General features: G+C 32.9%; 22 protein-coding genes and 1 tRNA gene. 7 read left to right on the top strand and 16 right to left on the bottom strand.

Going from position 1 to position 16,887, the window contains the following annotated elements; genetic code table 11:
* Nucleotides 1-33: 33 nt before the first annotated feature.
* The 12 genes from MRZ08_RS07740 to MRZ08_RS07685 all read right to left on the bottom strand — a co-directional run bounded on the left by MRZ08_RS07740 (nt 34) and on the right by MRZ08_RS07685 (nt 9,108).
* Entirely contained in the window at nt 34-831 is a 798-nt protein-coding gene (locus tag MRZ08_RS07740) for a hypothetical protein (RefSeq protein ID WP_297381386.1), read from the bottom strand.
* A complete protein-coding gene (locus tag MRZ08_RS07735; RefSeq protein ID WP_297381384.1) occupies nt 828-1,322 on the bottom strand; it encodes a prepilin-type N-terminal cleavage/methylation domain-containing protein in 495 nt (164 codons plus the stop codon). Before MRZ08_RS07735 ends, MRZ08_RS07740 begins: the two co-directional genes overlap by 4 nt.
* 1 nt (nt 1,323) lies before the next feature.
* Nucleotides 1,324-1,635 carry a competence type IV pilus minor pilin ComGE gene (gene comGE / locus MRZ08_RS07730; protein ID WP_297381381.1) on the bottom strand — a complete coding sequence of 104 codons (312 nt, stop codon included), beginning with the start codon at nt 1,633-1,635 and terminating at the stop codon, nt 1,324-1,326.
* Nucleotides 1,616-2,065: a prepilin-type N-terminal cleavage/methylation domain-containing protein gene (locus MRZ08_RS07725; RefSeq protein WP_297381378.1), complete on the bottom strand. Its 450-nt coding sequence runs from the start codon at nt 2,063-2,065 to the stop codon at nt 1,616-1,618. The genes comGE and MRZ08_RS07725 overlap by 20 nt, the downstream gene beginning before the upstream one ends.
* A complete protein-coding gene (locus tag MRZ08_RS07720) occupies nt 2,062-2,772 on the bottom strand; it encodes an A24 family peptidase (protein WP_297381375.1) in 711 nt (236 codons plus the stop codon). The genes MRZ08_RS07725 and MRZ08_RS07720 overlap by 4 nt, the downstream gene beginning before the upstream one ends.
* Nucleotides 2,773-2,777: 5 nt before the next feature.
* Nucleotides 2,778-3,149: a prepilin-type N-terminal cleavage/methylation domain-containing protein gene (locus MRZ08_RS07715; protein WP_297381372.1), complete on the bottom strand. Its 372-nt coding sequence runs from the start codon at nt 3,147-3,149 to the stop codon at nt 2,778-2,780.
* Between the two features lie 9 nt (nt 3,150-3,158).
* Nucleotides 3,159-4,217: a type II secretion system F family protein gene (locus MRZ08_RS07710; protein WP_297381370.1), complete on the bottom strand. Its 1,059-nt coding sequence runs from the start codon at nt 4,215-4,217 to the stop codon at nt 3,159-3,161.
* Nucleotides 4,218-4,257: 40 nt separating this feature from the next.
* A complete protein-coding gene (frr, locus tag MRZ08_RS07705) occupies nt 4,258-4,818 on the bottom strand; it encodes a ribosome recycling factor (RefSeq protein ID WP_297381368.1) in 561 nt (186 codons plus the stop codon).
* Nucleotides 4,818-5,534, bottom strand: coding sequence for a UMP kinase (gene pyrH / locus MRZ08_RS07700; protein WP_297381365.1), 717 nt, complete (start codon nt 5,532-5,534; stop codon nt 4,818-4,820). The genes frr and pyrH overlap by 1 nt, the downstream gene beginning before the upstream one ends.
* Nucleotides 5,535-5,610: 76 nt before the next feature.
* On the bottom strand, nt 5,611-6,999 hold the full coding sequence (locus tag MRZ08_RS07695; RefSeq protein ID WP_297381362.1) for an MATE family efflux transporter: 1,389 nt from the start codon (nt 6,997-6,999) through the stop codon (nt 5,611-5,613).
* 112 nt (nt 7,000-7,111) lie between these two features.
* On the bottom strand, nt 7,112-8,410 hold the full coding sequence (locus MRZ08_RS07690; protein WP_297381359.1) for a HAMP domain-containing sensor histidine kinase: 1,299 nt from the start codon (nt 8,408-8,410) through the stop codon (nt 7,112-7,114).
* Nucleotides 8,411-8,412: 2 nt separating this feature from the next.
* Nucleotides 8,413-9,108 (bottom strand): response regulator transcription factor, encoded by a 696-nt coding sequence (locus MRZ08_RS07685; RefSeq protein ID WP_297381356.1) that lies wholly within the window; start codon nt 9,106-9,108, stop codon nt 8,413-8,415.
* A gap of 128 nt (nt 9,109-9,236) precedes the next feature.
* On the opposite strand from MRZ08_RS07685, the gene MRZ08_RS07680 reads away from it, so the two are divergent.
* From MRZ08_RS07680 to MRZ08_RS07670, 3 genes are read left to right on the top strand one after another with little or no spacing between them, the layout of a single operon-like run.
* A complete protein-coding gene (locus tag MRZ08_RS07680; RefSeq protein ID WP_297381353.1) occupies nt 9,237-10,130 on the top strand; it encodes an ATP-binding cassette domain-containing protein in 894 nt (297 codons plus the stop codon).
* Between the two features lies 1 nt (nt 10,131).
* Nucleotides 10,132-10,884 carry a hypothetical protein gene (locus MRZ08_RS07675; protein ID WP_297381351.1) on the top strand — a complete coding sequence of 251 codons (753 nt, stop codon included), beginning with the start codon at nt 10,132-10,134 and terminating at the stop codon, nt 10,882-10,884.
* Nucleotides 10,885-10,892: 8 nt separating this feature from the next.
* The gene (locus MRZ08_RS07670; protein ID WP_297381348.1) at nt 10,893-11,597 is read left to right on the top strand and encodes an ABC transporter permease; all 705 of its coding nucleotides are present in this window, start codon (nt 10,893-10,895) and stop codon (nt 11,595-11,597) included.
* Between the two features lie 94 nt (nt 11,598-11,691).
* On the opposite strand, the gene MRZ08_RS07665 is transcribed toward MRZ08_RS07670, so the two are convergent.
* From MRZ08_RS07665 to MRZ08_RS07650, 4 genes are all read right to left on the bottom strand, one after another.
* The gene (locus MRZ08_RS07665) at nt 11,692-11,826 is read right to left on the bottom strand and encodes a hypothetical protein (protein WP_297381345.1); all 135 of its coding nucleotides are present in this window, start codon (nt 11,824-11,826) and stop codon (nt 11,692-11,694) included.
* Nucleotides 11,827-12,159: 333 nt separating this feature from the next.
* Nucleotides 12,160-12,246: transfer RNA gene (locus tag MRZ08_RS07660), tRNA-Leu, on the bottom strand.
* A 27-nt stretch (nt 12,247-12,273) separates the two neighbouring features.
* Nucleotides 12,274-12,831, bottom strand: coding sequence for a phosphatase PAP2 family protein (locus MRZ08_RS07655; protein ID WP_297381343.1), 558 nt, complete (start codon nt 12,829-12,831; stop codon nt 12,274-12,276).
* On the bottom strand, nt 12,831-14,261 hold the full coding sequence (locus tag MRZ08_RS07650) for a CapA family protein (RefSeq protein WP_297381340.1): 1,431 nt from the start codon (nt 14,259-14,261) through the stop codon (nt 12,831-12,833). Before MRZ08_RS07650 ends, MRZ08_RS07655 begins: the two co-directional genes overlap by 1 nt.
* A gap of 123 nt (nt 14,262-14,384) precedes the next feature.
* Here MRZ08_RS07650 and MRZ08_RS07645 point away from each other — a divergent pair, with 123 nt between their 5' ends.
* From MRZ08_RS07645 to MRZ08_RS07635, 4 genes are all read left to right on the top strand, one after another.
* On the top strand, nt 14,385-15,290 hold the full coding sequence (locus tag MRZ08_RS07645; protein WP_297381336.1) for a YegS/Rv2252/BmrU family lipid kinase: 906 nt from the start codon (nt 14,385-14,387) through the stop codon (nt 15,288-15,290).
* Nucleotides 15,291-15,339: 49 nt separating this feature from the next.
* Nucleotides 15,340-15,729: a DUF4256 domain-containing protein gene (locus MRZ08_RS07640; protein WP_297381332.1), complete on the top strand. Its 390-nt coding sequence runs from the start codon at nt 15,340-15,342 to the stop codon at nt 15,727-15,729.
* Between the two features lie 8 nt (nt 15,730-15,737).
* Nucleotides 15,738-15,878, top strand: a complete 141-nt coding sequence (locus tag MRZ08_RS08100) for a DUF4256 domain-containing protein (RefSeq protein ID WP_366111272.1) — start codon at nt 15,738-15,740, stop codon at nt 15,876-15,878.
* Nucleotides 15,879-16,204: 326 nt separating this feature from the next.
* Nucleotides 16,205-16,887: N-acetylmannosamine-6-phosphate 2-epimerase (locus MRZ08_RS07635; protein WP_297381329.1), on the top strand; the 683-nt coding region annotated here is incomplete at its 3' end.

Here is a 16,887-nt window from a genome sequence, read left to right as displayed (position 1 = left end):
TTCCATTATACCATAAATTACTTTTAGGCAAGGCTAAAAGCTATGACTTGACAAGATTTCTAGTTCTAAGAGGTCAGTTTTGTTAACGATATTATCAATTATAGGTCCATAGTCCTTCTCGTATTCTATATTTTCATTTCCTTTATCTAAGATGACTAGACCCTTAACCCTTATACTTTTTCCTTTAGTATCAAGTTTGGCCTTGGATATTAGGATGCCTTCAACATATAAGTCCTTATCGATTGTCATGTCTTCATCCAATATTATTACTCCCTTGTAAGGATTTTCTTTGCTTGTAGCTGGTATTTCATTATGGATTATTTTGTCTTTCTTAAATTCGAATTTATTAAGCTCATCTTTTATATCTTCATATCTTAATATTTCTTCGCTAGATAAAAGTATATTCTCACGGGCTCTTAAATATATATTAGCCTCTGCTGTTACATTTTTATAATAGATATGTTCAAAGACCCTATAGACCTTATCTTTCCTAGGAGCAATATTAGAATCTATCACTCTCATAAGCATTATCTTTTTATTGGAATTATTATAATCTATGTAGAACTCCTTGGCATTTGCGTGGTCTACATCACTTAAACTTTGATCAATTAGCCTCTTGTAATCTTCTAAGATATATTCTTTTATTTCATTTTCGTAATCATTGATAAAGATATTAACTCTGCTTTCTGCCTCATAGACGGCCTGTTTTTTAGTTAAAAGATCTTTGGATAAGTCGTTCTTGCTTTGGACTTGTCTGCTTACGAAAGCAAGGCTTATAGAAAGGAATAGCAAGATTAGGAGTACATATATTGTTACAAAACCCTTTTTCATAAGCGTCTCCCTAAGTTTATAAACGTTTCAATAGAAGTAGTCGAAGAATCCATCTTCATTTCTATATATTTGTTATCCTCATCTTCGTCATTATAATACAGATAAAGGTCCTCTATCTCACAAATCCTAACCTTACCCTCTCTTTCCGAGAATTCTTCTGTGTTGTAAATGTAAGCGTATAGGACATTTCCCTTCTCTAAACTAAATCTATAAGCAGATTCTACAAATTTATTCCTGTTTTGTTCATAAGCACTGATATAAAGGATAAAATTGCAATTGTCTCCATCAATTTTTTTGATTTTTTGCGCTCTTCTAATCTTATCTTCGATATATAAGGCAGCATGGCTTGCGTTCTTATATTCCTTCTCGTCAATATATTCTTTGTTTAGAAATCCCACATTTAAAGAAAAAACCATAGATAAGGCCCCTATAAGAAGGCTCGCTATGGCAATACTTACTAGAAGTTCTATTAGGGTAAATCCTTTTTTCATCTTATCTTACCAAATCTAAGCTATAACCATCACAGCTTGCAGAAATTTTCTTAAGTCCTGGGGAGTATGCTTCTATACTTACGTCAATCTGAAAGCCATTTATATCATAAGAATATTCGCCTTTTGTTTGATTCTTATTTTTCTCAATGGCTTCTTCAAGGGCATAAATCATCTTTATTTTATCCTCTGATTCCTGATTAATCCTACTTATATTATTAAGGCTTGGAAGAAGGATGATTGTAAGAATTGCCACAAAGCCCAAGGCGATTATACATTCTATTAGGGTAAAGCCCTTAGTTTTTATTTTCTTCAATTCTAATTGACCCTCCCACAGCTCCAATAACTAGCTTAATACTTCCTTCCTCTCCCACTAGTTGGGGACAGGAAAAAACCACAGTTTTTGCACCAGATAAAGACCCAGTTCCATTAAAAACAATAGGTTCTACATTCTTTGACAAACTTAGATAATCTAAATCCCTATCAATATCTTCCATATCATCCATCATAGAAACTTTGGAAAATCTCAACATATATTGATCTTCGCGGAAATAAACTGTACATTTTCTCCCACTAATTAGGGCCTTCTCCTTGGCATAATACATATCATTGATTAGAATATTTAATTCGTTTTTTGCCCTAATCTTGCCTAAAAAATCAAATTTTACCATACCTACTGAAGAAATAAGAGAGACAAGGCCTATGACAACTATAAGTTCAATTAAAGTAAAGCCCTTCTTTCTCATAGGACTGCTCCCTTATATACTGTCAATACTATTATATATGAAAGATATATAAATATTGCAAAAGGCATTCGCTTGCCTTTTTTCCTTTCCTTAAGAAGAATTAAAAGTCCCACAAATCCTCCAAGCCAAACGGAAAATAAGACAAAAACAATAAATAAACTATCCTCTAGGAAAAGTCCTAGTCCTAAATAGAAATAATAATCTCCATCTCCAATATTTCTCCCAGAAATTCTATATATTAAGTAATATATTAAGGAAAATATTAATATATTTATAAAGAAGTCTCTAGTAAAGAAATTAAGCCTATAAATTAGTCCAAGGACGATAAGCATTATTAAATCTTTCCTATAGATTTCCATAGTCTTAAGATCAATAAGAGAGATTATAAGTCCTAGAATTAAGGAAGCGAAAATCATAGCAGTCTTAAGATTAAGGCCATAAGATGAGCTTATGATTAGTAAAATCCCTCCTATAATCTCCATAAAGATATTATCAGGAGAAATCTTAGACCCGCATGACCTGCATCTTCCCTTCTGAATCAGAAAAGAAATCATTGGAATTAGCTCAAAAGGACTAAGAGATTTCCCACAAGACTCGCAGTGACTTCTAGGAAAAACTATACTTTCTCCTCTTAATCTTCTGTGGACTATAAGATTTGCAAATGATCCAAATATTGAGCCTATTATAAATAGAAATACATAAATCATTTTACTTACTTCTTATCAGCTGGATTTTCCTTTATTTGTCCCGGACTTACACTTACATGGCCATTCGCATCAATTGTAACTTCATAGCTTTTGTCATCAAGATTAATTCCCTTTGGTACTTCCGGCCATTTTTGTATATATTTGTTCGCTTCACTTTCGCTCGCTTCACTTTGACTCTTCCAAGTCTTATCTTTAACTCCATCAGAGCTTGCCATGGTGCCTGCTGTTGTAAGCATCTCTACATTGGCGTTGTGGGCTGCTATGGCGGCTTTTTTCTTGGAGTTCTCGTATTTAGGAATGGCTATAGCTGCTAGTATTGTAATTATTGCTACGACTATGACGAGCTCAATTAAAGTAAAACCTTTTTTCTTTTTCATAATATCTCCTTAGTATAAGTAATTAACCGAATCAAACATCGGTATAGTAACAGAAAATACAACGAAGCCCACGATAAGAGCCATAATCAAGATCAAAACAGGTTCTGCCATGGTAGATATTTTCTTTAGCCTATATATGTATTCATTGGCAAAGTAATCCGATGTTTTCTTTAATGCTTCAACTAAATATCCACTATCTTCTCCCACTTCTATCATAGAAACTAGAAGATTTGAAAAAATCCCAGCCCTCTTAAAGGCATAGGATAAGCTTAAACCATCTAGGAGGTCTTTTTGTATTAGGATAAATTTCTTTTTGATGTAAGTATTGGTAAAAGATTCTCTAATTATTCCAATCGAGCTAATGATATCAATATCCCCACTGCGTAAAATATACAAGAGAGAGCTTATCTGATAATCCATATTAAGCTTCCTGAATCTTTTAAATGGGAGTAATTTGAAACTATATGTATCGACCTTAAGCCTATATGCTTTACTATTGTATAAATAGATATAAACAAGGACCAATGCGAAGATAATTAAGAAAACTACAAAACCATACTCAGAAAAGAAAGCACTTATAGCCAAAAGCATTCTTGTCGATAAGGGTAGTTCCATGCCATAAGAAGCAAAGCTTTCTGTAAAAGTCGGCATGACTAATGTAACAATAAGAGCCACCACTGTGATTGTCACTATCAAAAGAATTATTGGATAGATAAAGGCTTGTCTAATCTGAGATTTGTTCTTGCTATCATTTGATAAATAATCAGAGAATTCTCCAAGAATCTCCGCCATATTTCCACCCTCATCTCCCGACTTTATAAAGGCTATTAGCATAGGATTAAAGTATCTACTTTCGCTCTTGAAGGAATCATAGGCACTAAGGCCTGAATTTAAATTTACAAGTATATTTGAAAGAGCCTTGGTGAGTCTTTTGTCCATGTTTTGATCTTTGATAATAGAAAGACTCTCATCAAGACTTATTCCAGAGCTTAAAAGCAGTGAAAGTTGTTTAAGAAATAATGATACTGTCCTAGCAGGTATCCTACCAGGTCCAATATCCTTATTCAAAATTTCGCCTAAACTTTTTAAATTAATCTTATTCAATTTATTATACTGACATCAACTCTTTGTTCTTCTTAGCAGCTAGAGCTTCAACGTCCTCAATCATCTTGTCAGTAATCTTTTGGATTTCATCTTCAAGAGTGTATCTATCATCTTCTGTGATGTCTCCTGATTTCTCACTCTTTTTAACTTCATCCATGGCTTCTCTTCTCTTATTTCTTATGACAATCTTGGCATCTTCTGCATAGGTATCTACTTCTTTAGTATATTCCTTTCTTCTTTCCTCTGTTAATTGTGGGAAAGGAAGTCTAATAACTTCACCGTCGTTTTGAGGAGTTATACCAATATTAGATTTAAGAATAGCCTTCTCAATTGGTCCAATATTTGTCTTATCCCAAGGCTTGATTACAAGAAGTCTTGCTTCTGGAATTGAAACTGTTGCAGCTTGGTTGATTGGTGTTTCTGTTCCGTAGTATGAGAAAGTTATACCATCTAAGATTGCTTCAGTCGCTCTACCTGCCTTAATGTTTGCAATTCTCTTATCGAAAGAATCTAGTGCCTTAGTCATCTCATCTTTTGCTTGTTTTTTTATTTGTTCATAAATCATTAAAAACTCTCCTTTACTATAGTCCCTATTGGACTTTCTTCTTCAAATATTCTTACTAAATTGCTTGGATCATCTATGCCAAAGACAAATAAAGGCATATCATTATCCATACACAATGATGTAGCAGTTGTATCCATTATCTTTAATTCTTTATGAAGAATTTCCTTATAAGTTAGCTTATCAAACCTTACTGCATCGTGGTAGACATTAGGATCTTTGTCATAGATTCCATCAGTACCAGTCTTACCAAGAAGAATCACATCTGCATTTATCTCTAAAGCTCTAAGGCTTGCTGTAGTATCTGTTGAGAAATATGGAAGACCAGTTCCTGCAGAAAAGATTACAATCCTTCCCTTCTCAAGATGCCTTACCGCTCTTCTTCTAATATAAGGCTCTGCAACTTCCTTCATGTCTATTGCAGTCATAAGTCTAGTTTCAAGACCCATCTCTTCTAAAGTTCCTTGAACCCTCAAACCATTCATCACAGTTCCAAGCATACCGATTGTATCAGAGCTTGCCCTGTCGATTTCCTTACCTGACCTTCCTCTCCAGAAGTTGCCACCGCCTACAACAATAGCTATTTGAACTCCTAGCTTTGAAACAGCCTTAATATTTTCACATATGTTTATAATAATATCATCGTCGAAGCCAAAACCCTTATCACCAGCCAAAGCTTCACCACTTAACTTAAGAATAACTCTTTTATAATCTTGCAAAATTTTCCTCCTACTCATATTAATTATAACCTATTGATGTTAACATTTGCAAGAGCAATTTTTTTCTTTCATAAAGCTAGAAAGAACCGCCCTTCCAATCACCCTTAGCGTAGATGAAGTGGGCGATAAAAGTAACTAAAACATTTGAAATAGCCATAGCAAGCCAAATTCCTGTAGCCTTGTAGTCTGTAAAGTACTTAAAGAAAAATAGTAAGGGAATTCTTATTCCCCAAAGTCTTAATAAGTCAACAAACATAGAATACTTGCTGTTTCCTGATCCCTGGAAGAGACCTTGATAGATAAAGAACATATTAAGCATAACAAGGGTAAGCAAGGTATAAAACATATAGGAATTGGCCTGAACCATAAGCTCTGAATCCTTAGGTGCATCTATAAAAAACGTAAGAATTTCATATCTATAAATGAAACTTAGGATAGCTATTATTATAGACATGACAATTACTATAAAAGAAGCCTTCCTAAAAGTTTCCTTGACCCTATCTATATTCCTACTTCCAATATTTTGTCCAATAATGCCAGTGATAGCTGAGCCAATCCCGCTTGGTGGAATATTTAAAAGTCCAGTAATCCTGTTTACCATTCCGTAAGCTGCTACAGTTTCAGTGCCGTAGGACTGGATAAAGACATTTAATATTATAAAACCAATCGCTGTTCCCATTTGACCGACTACAGAAGGCGTTGCTATTCTAAAAATCCTCCTTAGAATATCCTTCTCCCATTTGATAAAAAATAAAGACTTGTAATTTAGTTTTATAAAATCCTTATTAATCCTTAAATGAATAAAGCCAAAAAATAGCATTAGGGCTTGGGTTAGAACAGTCGCCACAGCAGCACCCTTTACTCCCATACCAAGACCCCTAAGTCCTATAAGAGGAATCTCATCAAAGATAAAAAAAGGATTTAGAATCATATTTAATATTACACAAGTTGTACTAATCACAGTAGGTACAGTATTTTTCCCTTGGGCAGAAAAGACCGCCGAATAGATAAAATACAAGAATATAAAGGGAATTCCAAAATAGGAATACTTAAGATAAATCACAGAAAAATCGTGAAGTTCTCCATTAGCTCCCATAAGATTTACAATCCCTTCAGCCGTAAAATAACCTAAAATCATAAATACTATAGAAAAGATTAAGGAAATATTAATAAGAGTATCAGTATACTTCTGTGCATTTTTCACATCATCTCTTCCCAAAAGCTGGGAAACTAGGGAAGTCGCAGCAATGGAAAGCCCCATTCCTATCGAGTTAAATAAAAAAATAACTGGCCAAGTGAAGGAAGTAGATGCAAACTCCGCCGTCCCAAGCTTACCAAGCCAAAAAGCATCCGCCAAGGAATAAAGTTGCTGGATGAAAAAGTTTAAAATTATAGGTATAGAAATCACAAAGATAGCCTTGTAAATACTACCATGTAAAATCAATTCCCTTCGATCATTTCTCATATAAACTCCTAAATAAGTATTACTACAATTTTATCATAATTTGCCTAATATAGGAATTATTTCAATGTATTTATTAAAATCATGCTACTACAAAAGTCTATAAATTCTATAATCATTCCTTTATATTATCGAAGGTAAAAGTTACTCTAAGACCGGAATCTTCATTTTTTATATCAAAATTTCCTCCATGTAGCTCAGCTATTTGTTTGGATATAAGAATCCCTAGACCATGTTTAGTAACATTCGTCAAATCTTCCTTATTTATTTTTTCTATGATTTCACCAGATATACCATCACCCTCATCTATAATTTCAATATTTAAGTTGTTTACTGAATTTGAAATTGTAAGAAGAATTTTGCCTTTTGTATATTGGAGGGAGTTTTTTATAATATTTTCTAACATCCTATAAAATAAATTCGGATCCATTTTGATTTTTAAATCTCTATTTACTAGTTTGTTTTCAAAAATAATCTCTCTATCTGGATTATCATTTAATTTATCTACTATGACTTTACGAATCTCTTTTAGGGGGCTTTGTTCACTAAAACTCTCCTTGTCCATATTAGTTAGGGACATGGTAAGATTTAATCCTTCAAGTATATTTGAAATTTTAACTACTTGGTCTTGGATATTTTCAATATCTATATCAGCCTTGTTTTCCTTACTTATTTCCCATGAAATTTTAGCAAGCGGAGTCCTAACATCATGGCTTAGACCTCGTATCCACTTAGTTTGGGATTTCTTTAGATTAATGAATTTCTCATTTGCTTGATTTATTGAAATCGCCAAATCTTTGAGTTCTCCACCCTCATCCAGCTTTTCGTAGTCCTCTTCATATATATCATCCATTGCTTGCTGGAGAGGAAAGATATTTTGTAAGATGTTTTTAATATCTATCCTATAAAATATATATACAAACAGCAGGAATAGGATTACAAATACCAAAAACATTTCAACATTAAAAATCAAATTCTTATAATTATAATAATTAGCAGGGAGTTTATCCAAAGAATTTTTGGGATAGGCGAAAAGAATTAAGCCATCTCCTGTAATATAGGTAAAAACAGGATAATCTGCTAAGTAGTATCTGGTAAATCTTGCAACATCAGTAAGCTCAAACTTATCCTTGACCTCTCTCGGTTTATCGAAACTTTCTATGACATGTCCATTTTTATCAAGCCTTATTGACCAAATATTATTTTCTTTCAAAAATTCTTTATTTTTTCTATTCAAGTAAGTATCAGTTTTATTTTCTTCCACAAAGGCATAAACATCATTTGGATTAGAATATTCATCTCTTAATTTGTAATTAAAATAGAGAAATGTCATAAATATAAATACCAGAAAGAACATCAAAGATATTATCCTAATGACAATTTTTTTAAATCTTTTTAATATATAGTTAAACATCTCTACTTCTCTTTTACAAGCTTATAACCAAGTCCCTTTATAGTTATAAGAATCTTTGGCTCTCTTGGATTTTCCTCTAACTTCTCTCGCAACCTGTAGATATGAGTTATCAAGGTATTTTCATAACCGTAAGAGTCCTCCCAAATAGTATCTAGGATACGATCAATTGAAACTATCATATTAATATTCTCGGATAGATAAGCTAAAATTTTAAATTGGGTAGCAGTTAAGGCTATCTCTTCGCCACTTTTATTAAGTACTCCCTTAGCTTTATCAAAAATCACAGTCCCTAAATCTATTTTATCTTCACTTTTAGCTTTTTTGCTCCTCCTTAATACCGCATCAATCCTCCAGAGAAGTTCATCTGGAAAGAAAGGCTTAACTAAGTAATCATCCGCCTTGTTTGCAAAGCCTTCCCTCCTATCGTCTATCCCATCAAGGGCAGATAGGATAATAACCGCCATATCAGAAGTCTGTCGAATTTCCCTTAGTAAATCAAAACCACTCCCATCTTCTAGCATTAAATCTAAGACGATTAGATCAATATCATAAGTTTTTAATTTAAATCTTGACTCCTTCAGATTTTTGGCTGTATAGATACTTTTAAAACCCTTATCTTGTAAAAAATTATATAAATTATCTAATAAACTTTGTTCATCATCAACTAGCAAGATAGAAAAATCGCTTCTAAAATCCATATCATTCCCCCTCATTAGCCTCATTATACATCTGTATTTTAATTTATTCGTGTTTGTGATGTAAAAGTGATATTACTTGAATATTATTTTAATCTAAATTTGCTATTCTATTTTTAGGAGGAATCATTATGAACAAAATACTTGAAGTAAATAACTTAAAAAAATCATACAACAACAAGACCGTATTAGATATTAAGTCTTTAGATATTGAAGAGAAAACTATATATGGTCTAATAGGAAAAAATGGAGCTGGTAAATCAACCCTGATGAAACTTATCCTAGGTCTAGTTAAAAAAGACGAAGGAAGAATCAAAGTCTTTGGCAAGGAAATAAACTCAAAAAATCAAAAGACTTTTAACAAAAATTTTGGTGCCCTAATCGAAAGTCCTTCCTTTTATGACCACCTATCGGGCTACGAAAATCTAGAAATAGTATGTCAACTAAAGGGTGTGAATAAGGAAGAGATTAGAAAAACTCTGGAGATGGTCGGTCTTAATAATGTTGGTAATAAAAAAGCTAGAGAATATTCCTTGGGCATGAAGCAAAGACTTGGTATAGCCATGGCTCTTATTGGAAGTCCCAAGCTTTTAATATTAGATGAACCAATAAATGGCTTAGATCCACAAGGAATTGAGGAGATGAGAAATCTATTTAAAAATATAGTAAAAAATACTACTACGAGCATTTTAATATCTTCCCATATCCTAGATGAAATAGAAAAAATCTCTACCCACATAGGAATACTTAGAGAAGGAAACTTAGTCTACAATGGAAGCTTGGAAGAATACAGGAGACTTCATCCACCCTTTATATCCCTACGTACATCCGACAACAATAAGGCCCTAAAACTTTTAAATCTTGACCAATCAAACATTCAGGAAAAGAAGATAATTCTTGGTAAAAAATCAAATCCTGAGATTGCAAATATTGTAAACTTCCTTCATGGTAAGGTCGATATATACAGGATAGAGGAAGAAAGAGAAAGTCTCGAAAAACTATTTATCGAAGAAAGCAGGTCCTAGTATGAAAAACTTAGAAAGAAAAAAATACAAGAGACTTAAAATAAACTTGCTAATATTAATAGTTTTTTTAATCCAAACGCTAATGGTAGTAGGCTTTAGTAATACCAAGTCCTTTGCCGCAAGTAAGTATCCACTTTCCTATATCCTGGATACCTATCTATTTATATCACTGCTGATGAACCCTATACTAGTATCATCTCTTGTGAAAAAAGTAATTGAAATTGAAGAGAAAAACAAAATGTGGCAGATGCAAATCATGCTTGGAGGAAAGGTAAATACAATCCTTATCAATAAGTTTAAAAATTTATCTATAAAACTAGTCTTCCTACAGCTAATAGAAGCTTGTGTTTTTATCTTAGCTGCAAAAAAGGGCGTTAACTTCAGTCTTAGTAAGGAAGTTTTGATAAGATTTTTAGTATTTAACCTATCAGTTATAGTAATCAACTTATTTTTTCTTGCAATCTTTATGATAGTAGAAATGAAGGTGAAAAAAGTTTACGCCCTATCCTTTATTGCTATAGTAGGAGGACTTACTGGCGTAATAACCATGCTTACATCACAAGTTTTGGCTTATATCAATCCCTTCGCTTGGATGGCAAGTCTATTGAATATTTCTTATGTAAATGAGGGAGGAAGGTTTATTCAAATATTAAATCCTATCAACCCATATACCTTGATTATTGCCTTTACCTTACTGATTCTAAGCCTTGTTTATTTAAAATCAATGAAAACTTACAACTTATACAAAGATTAGGAGGAAAAATGTTAAAATTAGAATTGAAGAAAATAAAGTTTATCAATATTTTACTAGTAAGCTTAATAATCCCCTTACTGGCAAATGCATTTGGTCTAATAAACTATATGGGAAACAGAATGACCTTGACAAATGAATGGCAAAGTTTGCGGACTCAAGTTAGTCTTTTTTACTTTACTTTTTTCTATATGCCGTTAATTGCAATTATAATAGCAAGTTTGTGGTCAGTAGAGCATAAGGCTGGCCTTAAGTTTATAAGACTAAGTCCAAAGAAAAATATATCCTTTATAATAAGCAAAATAATCCTAGCTTTTATTATAATTAGCCTGTGTCAAATATATTTCCTAGTTCTTTTCTATCTATCTGGGAAATTTATAGGAGGATTTGCCACAATTAATTTTTCTATATATTTTTATTATATATCTATGAGTATACTATTAGCCCTCCCCATTATTGTCATATTTGGAGCCTTAGCTATAAGGATAAAATCTTTTGGAATAATAGTCTTCTTATCTAGTATCTTTACTATGATAGCTTTTGGAACAGCTTATAAGTCACTTAAAATAATAGGATTAAGCTTTTTAGCAATTGAATCTAATAACTTTAGATTTATAAATCCACACGATCTTCTAACAATGCTTATATTTGCTATGATAGAAATAGGATTATTTTTATATCTTTCAAATAGATTTTTAAAATTTGAATACAAATAAGTAAAAGGGGCTTGCGAATAGTTAATATTATCTGCAAGAGCCCCTTTTTAGGAATCTAGATCCCTAATTCTATTTCAAATACATATTATTAATCTCAACTAGTAAAATCATTATAATTTTCTACTTCTTGATCTCTTAGCTTGAAAACTTTAGCTCTCTGATAGTCGTTTAAAGCTATTTCTTTTATTCCTTCTATCTTCGTAATCTTTCCTATAATTAAAAAGCACATCTATAAATTTCTAGTGTGCTTAATCTAATATTTCTATTTTTTTGATTTCACTTTCATTTATTCCATTAACAGTAGCTTTTTCTCTATAGTCAATATCGAAATTTCTTCTTCATTATCATAAGAATCATGACTAGGAGTATAGGTTTCTACATAGCCTTTTAAAACCTAATTGTCATAAAATGTAATTTTAACATTTTTATTAAAGTAAGGGACTCGATGAATTTATCTAGAAAGAACTTAAAAAATTCCAATAAAAAAAGATATTGCTAACTCCTAGGTGAAATTTAATAATCAATTACCAAGAGTTCCAATATCATAATTTAAAAAAAGTAATGGTGCCGGTGGTGGGACTCGAACCCACACGCCCTGGTGGACAACAGAGTTTGAGTCTGTCTCGTCTGCCAATTCCAACACACCGGCTTAAGTACCTATACATTATACCATCCATTACTGTCTTTGTAAATTAATTTTTGCCTTAAGTTCCCTATACTTTGGACTTTGATATATCTTGATTGACCATAGTCCTAAAAGTATACCTATTATCGCTCCTGCTAGGACATCTGTTGGATAGTGGACGTAGAGATAGAGCCTTGAGAAGGCTATTAGGATAGCTAAAATTCCTACATAGTATTTTAATGGCTTTGATTTTGCAAGAAGGATTATAACTGTTGCAAAGGAGGCCGCATAGGAAGTGTGACCTGAAGGGAAGGAATTGTCTGATAGGTGGTTTATCAATAAATCAGTAAATCCAACCGCTTCGTAGGGCCTTACTCTTCCAACTGAAATTTTAAGGATTATATTTACAATGATTAGATTTAGGAAAAATGATATTAATATTATTTCTCCAATCCTCCTATATCTTTTTGTTGTCATAAATATTAGAATCATGCTAAACCATAGTATAGACATATTGCCTAGAGAAGTGATAGTTAGGAAGAAATTATCCAAGATTTCACTTCTTATGTTTTGTATAGCATTTAGGATTCCTATTTCATATGTTCCCATTAGTTTACCTCAGTTTTCGCCGTCTCCATTGTCATGTCGTAGGCTTGTTGTATTCTTGCTCTTTGATTATCATCTACTAAATCATACTTGTCTCCACCTTCTAGGAAATCTTCACATAGGTAGGTCTTGGTGCTGGTTCCGTAATCATCGTAGTTTGTTCCTACCCAAAGTGGATGAAGTTTTATGTCGCTAATTTTTTTGTTGCCAGTTTTTTCGTTCTTGTTTAGACTTAACTCAATGCTAAGGGCCTGTTCGCACCTAATATCCCCACTTACTTCAAGAGATTGCTTGGAGATAAAGTTACCCAAAGCGTAGGCTATCAAGCCTTCTTTCCCATCTTCATTCTTGTAGATCTCAACAGGTTGGACAACGTGTGGATGGTTGCCTATGACAAGATCTGCTCCCCAGTCGATCATTTTGTGAGCAAGTTCTACTGTCGTTTCTTGAGGATAAGACTGATATTCTATCTCCCAGTGAGGATAAACTATTATAAAGTCCGCCCCATTTGTCTTGGCTTCTTCTATATCGGATTTGATATTTTCTTCGTGTAGGTAGTTAAGGGAATCTACTTCTTCTCTTAAGTTTAGGAGGTCTTCCTTACCATTGGCTCCATAAGTGTAGGCGAGAATTGCAATCTTCATCCCATTTATTTCTTTATAAAGAATCTTATCACTTTCTTTTTCCTTACTTCCAACATAATCTAGGCCTGCTTCCTTAGCAGCTTCGATTGTTGTCTGAACTCCTTCTTCGTCTGTGTCCAATGAGTGGTTGTTTGCAGTAGTAACCACATCAAAACCAGCATCCTTTATATTTTTAAGATAAACTGGAGGAGCATTAAAGGCAGGAAAACCGGCATATTCTCTGTTTGGATTAGAGGTTGTCTCGTAATTTGTGATAGATAGATCACTATCTTTAACAAAGTCTGAAATATAAGCAAATTGATTGGAGAAGTCATAGTCTCCTTCCCCATAAGAGTAGGCATATTGGATTTGACCAAGATGGGCCATGGTATCTCCAAAAAACTTTAGCTTAACTTTATCATAATCTTCGTCTTTATCCTCTGTTTCGTCTTTATCCTTTCGAGGATTTTTATTTTTCTTCTCAGGCTTTTTAGCTTCAGATTCTTCCTTAAAGGATTCTAGGTCTTTTTCCCTTTCTTTCTCCCTCTTGCTATCATTTTCCTTTTCTTTGGCTAGACTCATCTCCCAATTGGCCTTAGCCTTTTCTCTGTCACTAGTTTTTTCTTTTTGCTTTTCTCCCTCAGTAGAATCAGTACTTGCAAGTTCTGTACTGCTCTGATCTAGATTATCTATAAGATCTCCTGTACTTTTTGCACTTACTTCTACATTATTATTTGAATTAGTACCACAAGCAGTTAGGCTTGTCATAAGTAATATACATGTCAAAATATTAATTATTTTCTTTCTCATTAAATCACTCCTTACCTATTACTTTAACTCTTTTATAATAAATTTCATCTATAAATACTAGTCATAGCCTTCTATATATCTTTAAATGATAAATGTTTTCAGTATAATATAGGAGGTGATATTATGAAGAAAATATTATTTATAATCAGCTCCAAAGCTGGTAAGACTGAGTTTGATGTTAATAGAAATGACCTCCTAGCTTTACAGAAAAAAGCTCCTAGTGATAGTGTAATAGAAGTAATAGAGACAAAGTACAAGGGCCATATCGATAAGATTATTGAAGACTTTGCCAAAGAAGATAATTTTGAAAAATATGCCATAATCTGCGGAGGAGATGGCTCTCTTAACGAGCTTGTAAATACAGCTTATGGGAAAGATATTTCTATAGGCTTGATACCTACTGGAACAGGAAATGATTTTGCCAAAAACTTTGATTACAAAAACTTTAATCTAGAAAAAATCTTTTCATTTTACGCAAGTCCTATAGATTTAATCCAAATTAATGACAAGCTTTGTGTAAATGTAACAAGCCTTGGATTTGACACTCAAGTCTTAAAGGAGGCTTACAAGTTTTTAGAAAAAAATCCAAATCTCGGGAAAAAAGCCTATATAAAAGCAGTTATATCTTCGCTTAGAAACATCCAATATGAGAATCTCAAAATTAAAATGATGATAGAAAATGGAAAAAATATGGAAATTAAAGGAAACTTCCTAATAAGTGCAATCTGTAATGGAGCCTTCTACGGATCAGGATTTACCCCAGCTCCAGAAGCTAGCCTTGATGATGGATTGATAAACTTAATTACTGCTGAAAAGATACCTTTCTACAAACTTCCTTTTATGATTCTGAAATACAAAAAAGGCAAGCACAGAACAAGCCCTCATCTCAATGAATATAAAATTAGTAGCGGACAAATCTCTTCAGATAAGGACTTTCTCGCTAATATAGACGGAGAAATATTTACTACGAATAAAATAAATTTTAATGTAATACCTTCTGCTATATCATGGATCTACTTTGAAGATTAAGTAATATAGGAATATTTAATACTATCCAAAACTACAAAAAGGAAATCTAATGGATAAAGCTGATAATGATTTTATAATTAAATTGGAGAAACGATTCAAGGACCATATGGAAAGACATCCAAAAGTCGAATGGGATGATATCAAAGCCAAAATCCTTGCTGATAAAAATCTATATGATTCCTTGTATCTGATGGAAGAAACTGGAGGCGAACCAGATCTCGTAAACCTCGATATATTTAAATCCCTAGTATACGTCGACCTATCAGAAAAATCCCCTAAGGGCCGAACTTCCTTATGCTATGATAAAAAATCAAGGATTAATAGAAAAAAGAATCCGCCAAATTCTTCTGTTGCGGAAGAAATAAAGACTATGGGAGTAAAACTTATTGACGAGTACCAATATTATGCCCTTAGCGAAATCGCTATTTTCGATACATAATCAACTTCTTGGATCAAACCCCTAGCCATATCACTAATGAAGGAGGAGCCCTTCTCGCAGGCCAAACATATAGAAGATCATTCACCTACTTTAACGGATCTGATTCATATTACAGAAATAGAGGATTTAGGGCTTATATAGAAATATAAAGTTTCAAAACTAAAAACGCAATCTATTAAATATAATATAGATTTAAAATTAATGGAGTTAATAACCGACCTCGAAGATGATTCGGATATTAACTCCATTTTTTAACGCTCGAACTTAGTTTCATTTAGCTTATGCAATACTATTTGCAATTTTTCAATTATAAGATATATGAGGAAATCATTGAATTCACTTTCACTTAAAACTTAGGGAAAACGGGAAAATGTTATCTTTTTTCGCATTTTATTGAAAGTAATTTCTAATATTTAGTAGTTTATTGATTTTATATTCAGAACGATATATAATTGCCTTAAACGAGGAGGAAAAGATGAGTGATAATATAAAAATTGATTCTTTGAAGGGTAAGCTCATTGTTTCTTGCCAGGCCTTGCCGGATGAACCTCTCCATTCTTCATTTATTATGGGAAGGATGGCTAGAGCTGCCAAGCAAGGTGGTGCAAGTGGCATCAGAGCTAATACCAGTGAAGATATCAAAGAAATCCAAAAGGAAGTCGATCTTCCAATCATAGGCATTGTGAAAAGAGACTATGATGATTCAAAAGTATACATAACACCAACTATGGCTGAAGTTGATGAACTTATACCAACTGATGTAGATGTAATAGCCTTAGATGCTACAAGTTCTCTTAGGCCTAATGGACTTAGCCTTGATGATTTCTATAAAGAGATCAAATCCAAATATCCAGACCAATTATTGATGGCGGATTGTTCTACGGTTGAAGAAGCTATCCACGCAGATGAACTTGGTTTTGATTTTATTGGTACCACCTTGGTTGGATATACAGACCAATCTAAGGGCCATAGGATTGAAGCAGATGACTTCGCTATTCTTAGGGAAATTATTAAAAATGTAAGTGCAAGGGTAATTGCCGAGGGCAATATCAATACCCCAGAAAAGGCAAAGAGAGTTATAGACCTCGGTGCTTATAGTGTAGTAGTTGGTTCGATAATAACTAGGCCACAAGTTATTACAAAGAATTTCGTTGATAA

Source organism: Anaerococcus sp. (genome assembly GCF_022770135.1).
Lineage (GTDB): Bacteria > Bacillota > Clostridia > Tissierellales > Peptoniphilaceae > Anaerococcus.
Note: the sequence above shows the minus strand (reverse complement) of the source record. Positions and strands in the feature narration are given on the sequence as shown.

Coding starts and splice junctions, on each gene's coding strand:
- MRZ08_RS07740 (WP_297381386.1), bottom strand. CDS start 831: ATGAAAAAGGGTTTTGTAACAATATATGTACTCCTAATCTTGCTATTC.
- MRZ08_RS07735 (WP_297381384.1), bottom strand. CDS start 1,322: ATGAAAAAAGGATTTACCCTAATAGAACTTCTAGTAAGTATTGCCATA.
- MRZ08_RS07725 (WP_297381378.1), bottom strand. CDS start 2,065: ATGAGAAAGAAGGGCTTTACTTTAATTGAACTTATAGTTGTCATAGGC.
- MRZ08_RS07720 (WP_297381375.1), bottom strand. CDS start 2,772: ATGATTTATGTATTTCTATTTATAATAGGCTCAATATTTGGATCATTT.
- MRZ08_RS07715 (WP_297381372.1), bottom strand. CDS start 3,149: ATGAAAAAGAAAAAAGGTTTTACTTTAATTGAGCTCGTCATAGTCGTA.
- frr (WP_297381368.1), bottom strand. CDS start 4,818: ATGATTTATGAACAAATAAAAAAACAAGCAAAAGATGAGATGACTAAG.
- MRZ08_RS07695 (WP_297381362.1), bottom strand. CDS start 6,999: ATGAGAAATGATCGAAGGGAATTGATTTTACATGGTAGTATTTACAAG.
- MRZ08_RS07690 (WP_297381359.1), bottom strand. CDS start 8,410: ATGTTTAACTATATATTAAAAAGATTTAAAAAAATTGTCATTAGGATA.
- MRZ08_RS07685 (WP_297381356.1), bottom strand. CDS start 9,108: ATGGATTTTAGAAGCGATTTTTCTATCTTGCTAGTTGATGATGAACAA.
- MRZ08_RS07680 (WP_297381353.1), top strand. CDS start 9,237: ATGAACAAAATACTTGAAGTAAATAACTTAAAAAAATCATACAACAAC.
- MRZ08_RS07675 (WP_297381351.1), top strand. CDS start 10,132: ATGAAAAACTTAGAAAGAAAAAAATACAAGAGACTTAAAATAAACTTG.
- MRZ08_RS07670 (WP_297381348.1), top strand. CDS start 10,893: ATGTTAAAATTAGAATTGAAGAAAATAAAGTTTATCAATATTTTACTA.
- MRZ08_RS07665 (WP_297381345.1), bottom strand. CDS start 11,826: ATGTGCTTTTTAATTATAGGAAAGATTACGAAGATAGAAGGAATAAAA.
- MRZ08_RS07655 (WP_297381343.1), bottom strand. CDS start 12,831: ATGGGAACATATGAAATAGGAATCCTAAATGCTATACAAAACATAAGA.
- MRZ08_RS07650 (WP_297381340.1), bottom strand. CDS start 14,261: ATGAGAAAGAAAATAATTAATATTTTGACATGTATATTACTTATGACA.
- MRZ08_RS07645 (WP_297381336.1), top strand. CDS start 14,385: ATGAAGAAAATATTATTTATAATCAGCTCCAAAGCTGGTAAGACTGAG.
- MRZ08_RS07640 (WP_297381332.1), top strand. CDS start 15,340: ATGGATAAAGCTGATAATGATTTTATAATTAAATTGGAGAAACGATTC.